Consider the following 12,551-nt stretch of genomic DNA (forward strand, 5'->3'; position numbering starts at 1 on the left):
AGATGTTATTTTATTTCAAAAACTTTCCCAGCTTCACCCAAAAGAGTATTTTTAAAAACTTGTTTAGCTTCAGTTTCAAAATCATTTATATTTTTATATCTCCCACTATAATGCCCAATAATTAGCTGTTTTATATTTGCTTGCTTTGCAATATTTGCAGCCTGTAAGGCCGTTGAATGTTTTGTTTTTAGTGCTAACTTTTCACGGTCATTTAAAAAGGTTGTTTCGTGGTATAAACAAGTTGTATTTTTTATAATGGGTACTATTTCAGGGAAATAGGAAGTATCACTACAAAATGCATAGCTTTTTGGTTTTGAAGGATCTGTAGTTAAATTTTTATTTTCAAGAACTGTTCCATCTTCTAACATAAAATCTCTACCATTTTTAAGATTTTGGTAGTCACAAATTTTAATTTCATCATATTTATGTATGTTTTCCATTTTTAATTTTCGTTCTCCTATTTTTTCTTTAAATAAAAATCCGTTTGTGTAAATTCTATGGTTTAGAGGAATTGTGTATACTTCAACTTTCTCATCTTCAAAAATAAGCTCACTTTTTTTTGAAGTGAGTTCATGAAATAATAAAGGGTAATTTGTCCAAGAGTTCGAAAGTTTCAATTGTAATGTAATTATTTCTTTTAACCCTTTAGGAGCGTAAATATGTAATTCAGATTCTCTGTTTAATAGCCTAAATGTAGAAATTAATCCAACCAAACCAAATATATGGTCACCGTGTAAATGTGAAATAAAAATATGTTTTATTTTAGAAAATTTTATGCTGTATCTTCTTAATTGTACTTGAGTTCCTTCTCCACAATCAATTAAAAAATTATGATTTTTAATTTCTAAAAATTGAGAAGTTGGATGAGCGTTTACTCTTGGTGAAGCAGAATGACAGCCTAAAATTGTAAGCTTTAAACTCATCTAATGACAAGCCTTTTTGAAATGATGTCATTTTCAGCTTGAAGTGTATAAATGTACATTCCTTTAATTAAATTGTAACGATTGAATGGGATTGTGTTGTTGCCGGTTTTAGCATTAAATTGCTCAAAATATACAGTTTTTCCTAATAGATTTTTTACAGTAAATTCTATTTTTTGAGCTTTTGTAGATTGAAATTTAATTTTTGTGGCTACATTAAATGGGTTTGGATACGCAGAAACAGATGATAACGTACTTTGTAATTTACTTTTTTTAATAATTGTAAACTCTTTTTCATTTTGCTGCGCAAAAGAAAATGAGTAAAACAATAAAAAAGTAATTAAAAGTAGTTTTTTCATCAATATGCAAACGTTGTTTTAAAATCCTAAATCTCTTTCAATAGCATCCATTTCAAGAATGTCTATAGCTTCTGTTAATGTTGGTACTACGTTAATTTCATCAGGTATTTTATCTATATTAATTCCTTCAGAAATAAGCACAAAACTTGTGCCATTTTCTTTATGTTGTACACTAAAATTCAAAAATAAGATTAATTCTTCAATTTTAGTGTTAAATATTTCTGAAAAATCAATAATTATATGTTCACCTATAAATTCTGAATAACGTTTTTTAAATTTATTAAAAAATTCAGTTACTGATTCTTCATTTAATTTTATTTGGGTGTAATTTTTTGTTTTTGAAATTAACATGCTTCTACTGTTTTATTTGTTGTGCTAATAAATAAATTACAGCCATACGAATGGCAACTCCATTTTCAACTTGATTTAAAATGATAGATTGATCAGAATCTGCAACATCACTTGATATTTCTACACCTCTATTAATAGGGCCTGGATGCATAATTATAATTTTTTTATGCAGCGATTTTAATAGTTTTTTATTAATTCCAAATAGTTGAGAATATTCTCTAGTTGATGGAAAATAATTAATATCCATACGTTCGTTTTGCACTCTTAAAACATTGGCAACATCGCACCAATCTAACGCTTTTTTAATATTGTATTCAATGCCAACACCTAAACTTTCAATATATTTAGGAATTAAAGTTTTGGGGCCACAAACTTTAACTTCAGCCCCCTGTAATTTTAATGCGTAAATGTTTGAAAGTGCTACCCTAGAATGTAAAATATCACCAATAATTACTATTTTTTTATCTTCAACGTTTTCTAGCTTTTCTCGAATAGAGTAGGAATCTAATAAGGCTTGGGTTGGATGTTCATGAGTGCCATCACCTGCATTTACAATTTTAGCATTTACATGTTTTGATAAAAAATCACAAGCACCTACATTGGGATGTCTCATCACAATAATGTCAACTTTCATTGATAAAATATTGTTTGCAGTATCAATTAAAGTTTCCCCTTTTTTTACCGAAGATTGACTTGCTGAAAAATTAATAATGTCAGCTGAAAGTCTTTTTTCAGCTAATTCAAATGAAAGTTTAGTCCGTGTACTGTTTTCAAAAAACAAATTAGCAATAGTAATATCTCTAAGAGATGGTACTTTTTTAATAGGTCTGTTAATTACTTCTTTAAAATGGTCGGCTGTTTTAAAAATTAAATTAATATCAGCTTTATTTAAATGTTTTATACCTAAAAGGTGTTGTACGCTTAACTGGCTCATATAATTAATTATTTATAATATATACCGAATCTTTAGTGTCTTTTTCTCTCCAATTCACGATTACTTTTTCTTCATTTATAACATCTACTTGTCTTCCTGTATAATCGGGTTGAATTGGTAAATGACGGCTAAATCTTCTATCTATTAACACTAAAAGTTCAATATTTGAAGGTCTGCCAAAAGATTGAATGGCTGTTAAAGCTGCTCTAATACTTCTTCCGGAATACAGAACATCATCAATAAAAACAACTTTTTTATCTTCAACTATAAAATCTATTTGAGTTTTATTTGCTTCTAATGGAGCTTCTCTCCGTCTAAAATCATCTCTATAAAAAGTAATATCTAAATGTCCTAACCTCACATTAGAAACCGAATATTCTGTTTGTAAAATAGCAACTAAACGTTCCGCTAAAAAAATACCTCTTGGTTGAATTCCAATAAGAACAGTGTTTTCAAAATGGTGATGATTCTCAATTAACTGACAAGCTAATCGATGTAAAATAATATCAATTTCTTTAGAGTTAAGTAGTGTTTTTTTACTCATGGTAATACCAAACATTGTTTGGAATACAAATATACAGCATTTTGTTAATTAATTTGTTAAAAACATTAGAAGTTAAATTTAAATGCTTTGAAAAGTTCTTGTACTTTTATTTTATAATAAAAATAGATTTTTTCGTATGTCTTTAACTCCTAAAGAGAATAATCTTTCGTTATCAAAATTTGAATCTATGCTCAAAACTGATAGCGTATACTTTTTTGATTCTGCTGAATTTGAAGAGATTATACATTATTATTTGGATTTAGGTAAAAATTCACTTGCAAAAAAAGCAATCAAATTAGGTTTAGCGCAACATCCAAAATCTGTTCTGTTAAAATTACTTTGGGCTGAAATTTTGATTTTTGATGGTGAAATTGATAAAGCTACTGTTTTGTTAAAAGAGTTACAGGCGATAGAGCCAACAAATGAAGAAATTTACGTACAACAAGCAAATATTTGTTCAAAAAGAAACGATCATAATGGAGCTATAAACCTGTTAAAAATAGCATTAGCTTATACTGATGATGAAGCAGATATTTTATCAATGATTGGTATGGAATACTTATTTTTAGACAATTTTGATAATGCACGTTTAAATTTCGCAAAATGTTTAGAAGTAGATTTTGAAGATTACTCATCACTGTATAATGTAATTTACTGCTTTGATATGGAAAATAAACATACCGAAGCAATAGAGTATTTAAATAATTATATTAATAAAGATCCCTATAGTGAAGTTGCTTGGCATCAATTAGGAAGGCAATATTTTATTATAGAGAATTTTAAAGAAGCGTTAAAGGCGTTTGATTATGCCGTTTTAATTGATGAGTATTTTGTTGGAGGTTATCTGGAAAAAGCGAAGACATTAGAACAGTTAAATAATTATAAAGCAGCAATAGAAAATTATAAAATAACCCTTGAGTTAGATGATGCAACGTCATTTGTATTTTTAAGAATAGGTGAGTGCTACGAAAAATTAGATAAAACTACACTTGCAATTCAGTATTTTAAAAAGGCTGTTCATGAAGATCCATTATTGGATAAGGGATGGATTGCAATTACAAAATTATATTTAAAAGAAAAAAAATATAGAAAAGCTCTTTTTTATATTAATAAAGCTTTAGAAATAGATGAGCAAAATAGTATTTACTGGCGTAAATATGCTGAAATTAATTTAAACTTAGATTTTTTTGAAGAAGCTGTACATGCATTTCAACAATGCATATTGTTGCAAGATTTTGATATAACAATTTGGCTAGGTTTATGTGATACTTTGTGTTTTATTGGAGAATATGAGGATGCTTTATCTAATTTATTGAAAGCAAAGGCTTATTTTAAGGATTTTGCAGAAATTGAATATAGATTAAGTGGTTTATGTTTTAAATTTAAAAACTTAAAAAAAGGAACAGTGCATTTGAAGGCTGCATTGAAAATAGATTTTGAATATCAATATACTTTAAAAGAATTATTTCCTGATGTTTATAAAATGCAAGAAGTGAAAGACATTATAACTAATTTCAAAAAAACTTCATAATAAAAATATTACATTTGTCAATCTAACTTTTAAAAGACAAATGCAGCAACGAAAATTTAAACACTATTTTATAATTTCTTTAAAAGGAATGGCCATGGGTGCGGCTGATGTTGTTCCAGGAGTTTCTGGAGGTACAATAGCTTTTATTTCAGGTATTTATGAAGAATTGTTAACTTCAATTAGTTCAGTAAATTTTAGAACTTTAAAATTGCTAAAAACGAATGGTGTAAAAGCAGCCTGGAAAGCCATTAATGGTAATTTTTTAGTAGCATTACTTATAGGTATTTTTATAAGTATAATATCATTAGCTAAAATAATTTCTTGGTTGTTAGAGCATAAACCAATTTTGGTTTGGGCGTTCTTTTTTGGATTAGTATTAGCAAGTATTTTATATATAGGAAAGCAAATTTCAAAGTGGAATATAATAACCATTATTGTGTTATTAGCTGGGGTTGGAATTGCATACTATATTACAACTTTAGAACCTTTAATTTCAGTAAATTCATCACCTCTATTTTTATTTTTAGCAGGTGCAATTGCTATTTGTGCTATGATTTTACCTGGAATTTCAGGTGCTTTTATATTGGTTTTGCTGGGAGCTTATAAACCGGTTTTAGAAGCAATTCATAACAAAGATTTTAAGTTAATTGCAATTTTGGCTTTGGGTGCAATTGTAGGTTTATTGTCTTTTTCAAAAGTATTAAAATGGTTATTTAAGAATCACAAAAATTACACATTAGCTGTATTAACAGGCTTTATTTTGGGGTCACTCAATAAAATTTGGCCATGGAAAAAAACGTTAACTTGGCGTACTAATTCTCACGGAATAGAAGTCCCATTTAACCAACAAAGTATTTCTCCTTTTTCATTTGATGGTGATTCTCAAATATTTTATGCAATCCTTTTATCAGTAATTGGTTTTGCAGTTATTATTTTATTAGAAAAATTAGCTAGTAGCAATAATTAAAGCTTAATTTATGGCAAGAGAACGTGGTATATTAGATAAATTTTTCCTTTTTATAAAAGGATTATCTATGGGTGCTGCAAATAAAGTTCCCGGTGTATCTGGTGGAACAGTTTCATTTGTATTAGGCTTTTATGAAGAAATGATATATTCTTTTCGGAAAATAAATTATAAAGCATTTTTACTACTTATTAACGGTAGGTTTAAAAGTTTTTATGCTTATACCAATGCTACATTTTTATTACTTGTTTTTGGAGGGAGTATGTTTAGTTATTTTAGCGTTTCACTTGTGCTAGATTATTTATTACAACATTATGAACTTTATGTTTGGAGTTCTTTTTTCGGAATGATTTTAGGATCCATTTATTACATTTCAAAAGACTTTAATGATTGGCGTACGAGTAATATTGTTTCAATGGCTATTGGGGTTGGACTCGGAATTGCTATAAGCTTTATGGATCCAGCAAAAGAAAATGACAATTTATGGTTTGTATTTGCTTGTGGAATCATTGGAGTCTCAGGAATGACATTACCAGGCCTTTCAGGTTCATTTATACTCATTTTATTGGGTAATTATGTTTTGTTATTGGTAGATTCTGTAACCATGCTATATAAAACTTTTGAAGAAATTTTTATAGGAGATTTTAGTTTTATTGATAACCAAGAACGGATAAGATATTTAAAAATTATAGCATCATTTACAGGGGGGTCAGCATTTGGTTTAGTATTTACATCTCATATATTAGGATATGTATTAAAGCGCTGGCATCAAATTGTTACAGCAGTAATAATTGGATTTATAACAGGTTCTTTAGGTATTGTATGGCCCTGGAAAGAAGGAGTTTATAAATTTGAAAATGGGAAAGCACTTATTGATGCAAATGGAAACAAAGTGATAGAAAATTTTCAAAGATATTTCCCTGATTTTTCACAGCAAGAAACTTGGTTTGCTCTTTTTTATATACTAATTGGTTTAGGAATAATATTATTATTAGATAAATACGGAACAGAACGTAAAGAATATATTGATGGATAATCGTTGTAAATTTGGTTTGATAGGGAAAAATATTTCCTATTCCTTTTCGAAAAAATATTTTACTGAGAAGTTTAAAAATTTAAGTTTAAATTCTTATAGATATACTAATTATGATCTTCCAGAAATAGAAGAATTTCCTTTTGTAATATATCAACGAGAAGATGAATTTAAAGGATTTAATGTTACAATTCCATATAAGCAATCTATTATTAAATATTTAGATGATATAGATGCAGATGCTCAAAAAATAGGAGCTGTCAACACCATAAAAATAACAAAAGAAAATAAAATAATTGGTTATAATACAGATGTTTATGGATTTCAAAAATCATTAGAACCCCTTTTGCTAAAGCATCATAAAAAAGCACTTATTTTGGGTACTGGAGGCGCTTCAAAAGCAGTTGCTTTTGCATTGTCTAAATTAGGTATAAAATATGAATTTGTTTCGAGAAGTGTCGCAGAAAACACGTATTTATACTCTATTTTAAACCAACAAATTATGGAGGAATACACAATAATAATAAATTGTACACCTTTAGGAACCTTTCCAAACGTTGGAGAAACCCCAAACATTCCTTATGAGTTTATTACTAATAAACATTTATTATTTGACCTAATTTATAATCCTTCCGAAACTAAATTTTTAAAGGAAGGTAAAAAAAGAGGAGCTATCATAAAAAATGGACTTGAAATGCTTGAATTACAAGCAGAAAAGTCTTGGGAAATATGGAATTCCTAAAAAAGAAATTCTTAAATTTACGCAACTTATAATAAGATTATACATCTTATATTGAGACAGTAATTTGATTACTGTTTATAAATTATTAATGAAAATAATTAATTGAACCTTAAACATTTTTATATGTTAGACGAAAGTAAAAAAGTACCAAACGAAGAAGAAAGCAATTTAACTCCTCAAAATTCTGAAACCTCAGAAGAAAACCAAATAACTAATGTAACTAAAGATGATGTTTCTTCATCAAATAAAGTAATTGAAGAAGTTAAAAAAGTAACTTCCGAAGTTAAAGAAGAAAATATTTTAGAACCAGCTACTGAAAAAAGTGGTGAGAATGAGGAAGTTGAAGTTGTAAATGAAGATGAAACTCCTTCAGTAAATAAAGCTATTGATGAAATTGAAAGTAAAATTGCAGAAAGTTCAGAAAAAACAGAACATGAAGTGATTGAAATGATTGATTATGAAAAACTTAATATAGAAGAGTTAGTTAAGGAACTAAGCAAATTAGTAAAGGAACATCCGGTTCAAAGTATTCATAATAATGTAAATATTATTAAAAATACGTTTAACATTAAGTTTGGAGAATTATTAAAAAAAGAAAAAGCAACATTTATTGAAGGTGGAGGTGAAGTGATAGATTTTCAATATAGTAATCCAGTAAAATCTAATTACAATAGCATTCTTTATGATTATAAGGTTAAAAAGAATGAGTTTTATAAGAAACAAGATAGTCAGTTAAATGATAATCTTCATAATAAGCTAGCTCTAATTGAAGATTTAAAACATTTAATTGATAATGCGGAAGGCGAAACAATGTATAAGATGTTTAAAGGAATTCAAGATAGATGGAGAGAAATAGGCCCTATTCCAAGAGCAAAATATAATGATACCTGGAGGACTTATGAGCACCATGTTGAACGCTTTTATGATTTATTACATTTAAGTAATGATTTGCGTGATTTAGATTTTAAACATAATTATGAAGAAAAATTAGCGCTAGTTGTTAAAGCAGAAGAGTTAGCCGAATTAGAAGATATTAATTTAGCGTTTAATGAACTTCAAATATTACATAAACTTTGGAAAGAAGATATTGGTCCTGTTGGAAGAGATAATAGAGAAGAAGTTTGGGAACGCTTTAGTGCAGCTACAAAAAAAGTACATGACAAACGCCATGATTATTTTAAAGATTTAAGATCTAAATTTGATGAAAATGTAGATGAAAAGTTAGCAGTTATTTCTAAGATTGATTCTTTAGATACTTCAAAAAATAAAAGCCGATCTGATTGGCAAAAAAGTATTAAAGAAATAGAAGAATTAAGAAATAAATTTTTTAGTATTGGACAAGTTCCAAGAGGAAAAAGTAACGAAATTTGGGCGAAATTTAAAGATGCTACTAAAAAATTCAATATAGAAAAAAATAAGTTTTTTAAAGAAGTAAAAAAAGAACAATTAGATAATTTAAATGCTAAGAAATTACTTATTGAACGTGCAATAGCTTTAAAAGATAGTGAAGATTGGGATGTTGCTACTGGTATAATGAAGAAAATACAAGCCGATTGGAAAAATATTGGTCACGTACCTCGTAAATATTCTGATAAATTGTGGAAAGAGTTTAAAGATGCTTGTAACCATTATTTTGATAGACTACACTCTGAACAAGATGCGGGGAATAAGGTAGAATTAGAAGTGTTTCTTAAAAAGAAAGAGCTTTTAGCTGAGATTAAAAAAACAGTAGATTCTAAAGAAGAAATTACTTTAGAAAATCTTAAAGTTTATGTGGATAATTGGAGAGCTTTAGGTAGAGTTCCTTATGAAATGAAGCACATTGAAGTTAAATTTAATAAACTAATAGATAAAATAGTTGAATCAAATTCAATTGATGCCAAAGAGGTGGAAATGATTAAATTTGAAAATTTAATAAATAGCTATTTAGAACAAAAAAATTACCACAAATTAAATGGTGAACAACTTTTTGTTAGAAAAAAGATTGATGAAACGGTTAGAGAAATTCAACAATTAGAAAATAATATTGGATTTATTTCTAATGCGTCTCCAGATAATCCATTACTTAAGAATGTGATGGGTAATATTTCAGTTTATAAAGATAAATTGGAAGTTTGGAAAATCAAATTAGAATATTTAAAAAAGTTAGATTATTAAAAAAAAAGCCTGCTTTAAGCAGGCTTTTTTTTATTCATATTTTAAAGAAGTGGTAACTTCAATTTTAACTTCGCTCCAAGTTTTTGAAATACCATCATCACCTGAATGTAAGTCTTTGCAGGCAGTGTTTAAAGTTTCAATTGCTAGTTGCGCTTGCCAGTTATCTAAATTCATAACAGCTTCAATAGTTACCATATTATCGCTAATTACATAAGTTACTGGTAAAACTTTAGAAATTCCATTCATAGTTAATTCAACAGTACCAGACGTTTCGTTATTCATAGAAATGATACCTGAAATAGAATTGGTATCTTTCATAGTGCCAAAAAAGAATTTTTTTAATTTCGCATCTCTAATAGTATCTTTTGTAAAGATACTATTTACGGAAATATCAAATTTTAGACCATTTAATGCTTCTTGTACTGTTGATGATTTTTTTGAATTTTCAATGGTTACTTCAGTAAATTGGCCTTTAACAGGAACTTTATTTGTTGTTTTATAAGCAATCCAATTTATAGTAGTTGTTTTTGCCTCAACAGTATATCCTTTTTTAATAGGTGTATTTTCTTTTTTTTCTTTGTTTTTACAAGATGAAATTGTTATTATTGTTAATAATAACAAGCTAATAGTAAGTACTTTTTTCATGATTATTTCTATTTTAAATGTTTATTTACAAGGTTTATGTATTCTTGTTTTGCTTCTTTTTCAGATAAATGGCTTAATTGAAACCATGCATTTAATTTAAATGAATTTCTTAATTGAATATCTCCTGAAGGTTGTTTATAATTATTTCCTTTTGTTGCTTGTTTATAATATGCATAAAAAGCAAGCATAACATCAGGTGCTAATTTAATTGTTGTATTACACGCAAATGTATAAGCCTCTTTAAATTCAATATTTAATTTGTCATTCATTAATTTTATTTTAAAAGAAGTTATAGAGTAGCAATTATTTGTTCACCGCCTTTAACTTTATCATTTAGTTTTACATTAATTTTAGCATTTAAAGGTAAAAACAAATCGACACGAGATCCAAATTTAATAAAACCAGCATCATTTCCTTGCACAGCTGTTTCATTAATTTTAGCGTAGTTAACAATTCTTTTAGCTAATGCACCTGCAATTTGTCGGTAAAGTATTTCACCAGCAGTTTCATTTTTTATTACAATAGTTGTACGCTCATTTTCTTCGGAAGATTTAGGATGCCAAGCAACCAAATATTTTCCTGGATGATATTTGCTAAATAATATTTTTCCACTAATTGGGTATCTAGTTACGTGTACATTTATAGGAGACATAAATATAGAAACTTGTAAGCGTTTATCTTTAAAGTATTCTTTTTCAAATACTTCCTCAATAACTACTACTTTTCCATCAACAGGAGCAATAATATTATTGACATTTAAAATTGTTTTTCTTTGAGGATTTCTAAAAAATTGCAAAATTAAAATGTAGAATACTAATAAAATTAATGCTAATAATTTATTTAACCAATTAGTTGAAATAAAATTTTCAATTATAATAATTCCTGCACTTAATATAAATGTAGCAATTAAAATTATTTTAAAGCCTTCTTTATGAAACATAGTTATTGTACAAATTGTAAGTATATAAATATAAATGGTGCAGCAAATATAACACTATCAAACCTATCTAAAAAACCACCATGGCCAGGAATAAAATTGCTGCTATCTTTAACCCCCGCTTGTCTTTTAAACATAGATTCAATTAAATCGCCTAGTACACCAAATACACTAACAATTCCTGCAATTACAATCCATTGAATTAATGAAAGTGTTGTCGTAAATTGTTGTGCTAAAATAATGCTAAGAATAAAGGTGAAAATCATTCCCCCAATAAATCCTTCTACAGTTTTATTTGGGGAAATACGTGGTAGAAGCTTATGTTTACCAAAGTTTTTACCTACCAAATAAGCAAAACTATCATTGGTCCAAATCAAAAGAAAAACACCTAAAATAGTGGTATTCACATAGTTAAAATCGGCATTTAGAAAAGGTATTTTTACAATTAGTGTAAACGGTACTACAATATAAATAATTGATAAAAATATTTTCCCCAAATGGCTTATAACCTCTTCTTTTTTTGCAAATAAAATTGATGCAAATGTGATGAAAATTGTAAGAAAGAGTGATAGGCCAACATAATCAAATATCATTTTTCTGGGGATATCTTCAACACCTAATATATTTCCAAAAATAAAAAGTAAAGTTCCTATTAGATATGGAAATATACTTTTTAGTTGAATCATTTTTTTAAATTCATATAAGCAAAACATCATTAAAATAAAAAAAAGCACAATAAAAAAAATTTTACTGTATAGGATTGAGAATATTAAAACACTAACAAATACAATTCCTGAAAGTGCACGTTTAAAAAAATTATTCATAAATTATAAATCTTCAAATAGTAGCAAATATAAGTTTTTTGCATTTGTATTACCATAATTCATAAAATCAATTTCTTTAGAATTTGGGTTGTAATTTTTTATAGCACTAATATTACTAGGTATATTACCTTGGTAACGCGATTTAATTCCAGTTAAACTTTCTCCATTGTTTTTAACTAGTTGGCTAGTAGTTGCATATACTATAAAATTTTCTGATAATGCTGAAATCTTATGTTCTTTTAATTGATTAGATGAAAATAGAATACTTCCATTTTGTGCAATTAAATGTTCGCAACTAGTAAATAAAGGTAATTTTTTGCTATAATTTTCGGTGGTATTTATTTGAATGGTTTTTGCGAGTTTTGCCAAATCAGTATCAATACAAATTATATGATCCCAAGAATTTTCTTGAATTATATTTTTTAAATTTGAAATTACCTCCTCTAAAGTTGTGCAATAGAGAAATTTACCACTATTCTTAATAAAATTTTGTACAAAAATTTGATCAAGGGGTAAATTTTCTAATTCTAAAGATAATTCTTTAGATTCTTTTTTCTTTGGAGTATTAAAAAACTTTTTAAATAAACTCATTAGTTATTTAGAATAAATT

15 protein-coding genes are annotated in these 12,551 nt (G+C 27.3%); 5 read left to right on the top strand and 10 right to left on the bottom strand.

Annotation, left to right across the window (positions count from 1 at the left end; all coding sequences use genetic code 11):
* Positions 1-5 precede the first annotated feature (5 nt).
* From QM495_RS04535 to pyrR, 5 genes are read right to left on the bottom strand one after another with little or no spacing between them, the layout of a single operon-like run.
* Positions 6-923 (bottom strand): ribonuclease Z, encoded by a 918-nt coding sequence (locus QM495_RS04535; RefSeq protein WP_408670924.1) that lies wholly within the window; start codon positions 921-923, stop codon positions 6-8.
* Positions 920-1,279: a T9SS type A sorting domain-containing protein gene (locus QM495_RS04540; protein WP_408670925.1), complete on the bottom strand. Its 360-nt coding sequence runs from the start codon at positions 1,277-1,279 to the stop codon at positions 920-922. The genes QM495_RS04535 and QM495_RS04540 overlap by 4 nt, the downstream gene beginning before the upstream one ends.
* 18 nt (positions 1,280-1,297) lie before the next feature.
* On the bottom strand, positions 1,298-1,630 hold the full coding sequence (locus QM495_RS04545) for a hypothetical protein (RefSeq protein ID WP_408670926.1): 333 nt from the start codon (positions 1,628-1,630) through the stop codon (positions 1,298-1,300).
* Positions 1,631-1,634: 4 nt separating this feature from the next.
* Complete coding sequence (locus tag QM495_RS04550) at positions 1,635-2,564, bottom strand: aspartate carbamoyltransferase catalytic subunit (protein ID WP_408670927.1); 930 nt, start codon at positions 2,562-2,564, stop codon at positions 1,635-1,637.
* A gap of 4 nt (positions 2,565-2,568) precedes the next feature.
* Complete coding sequence (gene pyrR, locus QM495_RS04555; protein WP_408671046.1) at positions 2,569-3,108, bottom strand: bifunctional pyr operon transcriptional regulator/uracil phosphoribosyltransferase PyrR; 540 nt, start codon at positions 3,106-3,108, stop codon at positions 2,569-2,571.
* Positions 3,109-3,295: 187 nt separating this feature from the next.
* On the opposite strand from pyrR, the gene QM495_RS04560 reads away from it, so the two are divergent.
* From QM495_RS04560 to QM495_RS04580, 5 genes are all read left to right on the top strand, one after another.
* A complete protein-coding gene (locus QM495_RS04560) occupies positions 3,296-4,639 on the top strand; it encodes a tetratricopeptide repeat protein (protein WP_408670928.1) in 1,344 nt (447 codons plus the stop codon).
* A 40-nt stretch (positions 4,640-4,679) separates the two neighbouring features.
* Positions 4,680-5,606, top strand: a complete 927-nt coding sequence (locus QM495_RS04565) for a DUF368 domain-containing protein (protein WP_408670929.1) — start codon at positions 4,680-4,682, stop codon at positions 5,604-5,606.
* A 10-nt stretch (positions 5,607-5,616) separates the two neighbouring features.
* A complete protein-coding gene (locus QM495_RS04570) occupies positions 5,617-6,639 on the top strand; it encodes a DUF368 domain-containing protein (protein WP_408670930.1) in 1,023 nt (340 codons plus the stop codon).
* Complete coding sequence (locus QM495_RS04575; protein WP_408670931.1) at positions 6,632-7,378, top strand: shikimate dehydrogenase family protein; 747 nt, start codon at positions 6,632-6,634, stop codon at positions 7,376-7,378. The genes QM495_RS04570 and QM495_RS04575 overlap by 8 nt, the downstream gene beginning before the upstream one ends.
* Before the next feature lie 123 nt (positions 7,379-7,501).
* Positions 7,502-9,535, top strand: a complete 2,034-nt coding sequence (locus tag QM495_RS04580; RefSeq protein WP_408670932.1) for a DUF349 domain-containing protein — start codon at positions 7,502-7,504, stop codon at positions 9,533-9,535.
* 30 nt (positions 9,536-9,565) lie between these two features.
* Here QM495_RS04580 and QM495_RS04585 read toward each other — a convergent pair whose 3' ends face one another.
* The 5 genes from QM495_RS04585 to QM495_RS04605 are packed head-to-tail and all read right to left on the bottom strand — an operon-like array spanning position 9,566 to position 12,532.
* The gene (locus tag QM495_RS04585) at positions 9,566-10,180 is read right to left on the bottom strand and encodes a YceI family protein (protein ID WP_408670933.1); all 615 of its coding nucleotides are present in this window, start codon (positions 10,178-10,180) and stop codon (positions 9,566-9,568) included.
* An 8-nt stretch (positions 10,181-10,188) separates the two neighbouring features.
* Positions 10,189-10,449 (bottom strand): acyl-CoA-binding protein, encoded by a 261-nt coding sequence (locus tag QM495_RS04590; protein WP_408670934.1) that lies wholly within the window; start codon positions 10,447-10,449, stop codon positions 10,189-10,191.
* Between the two features lie 20 nt (positions 10,450-10,469).
* Positions 10,470-11,120, bottom strand: coding sequence for a phosphatidylserine decarboxylase family protein (locus QM495_RS04595; protein WP_408670935.1), 651 nt, complete (start codon positions 11,118-11,120; stop codon positions 10,470-10,472).
* Positions 11,121-11,122: 2 nt separating this feature from the next.
* Positions 11,123-11,941: a phosphatidate cytidylyltransferase gene (locus QM495_RS04600; protein ID WP_408670936.1), complete on the bottom strand. Its 819-nt coding sequence runs from the start codon at positions 11,939-11,941 to the stop codon at positions 11,123-11,125.
* A 3-nt stretch (positions 11,942-11,944) separates the two neighbouring features.
* A complete protein-coding gene (locus QM495_RS04605) occupies positions 11,945-12,532 on the bottom strand; it encodes a hypothetical protein (RefSeq protein ID WP_408670937.1) in 588 nt (195 codons plus the stop codon).
* Positions 12,533-12,551: the final 19 nt, after the last annotated feature.

This window comes from Lutibacter sp., assembly GCF_046055765.1.
Lineage (GTDB): Bacteria > Bacteroidota > Bacteroidia > Flavobacteriales > Flavobacteriaceae > Lutibacter.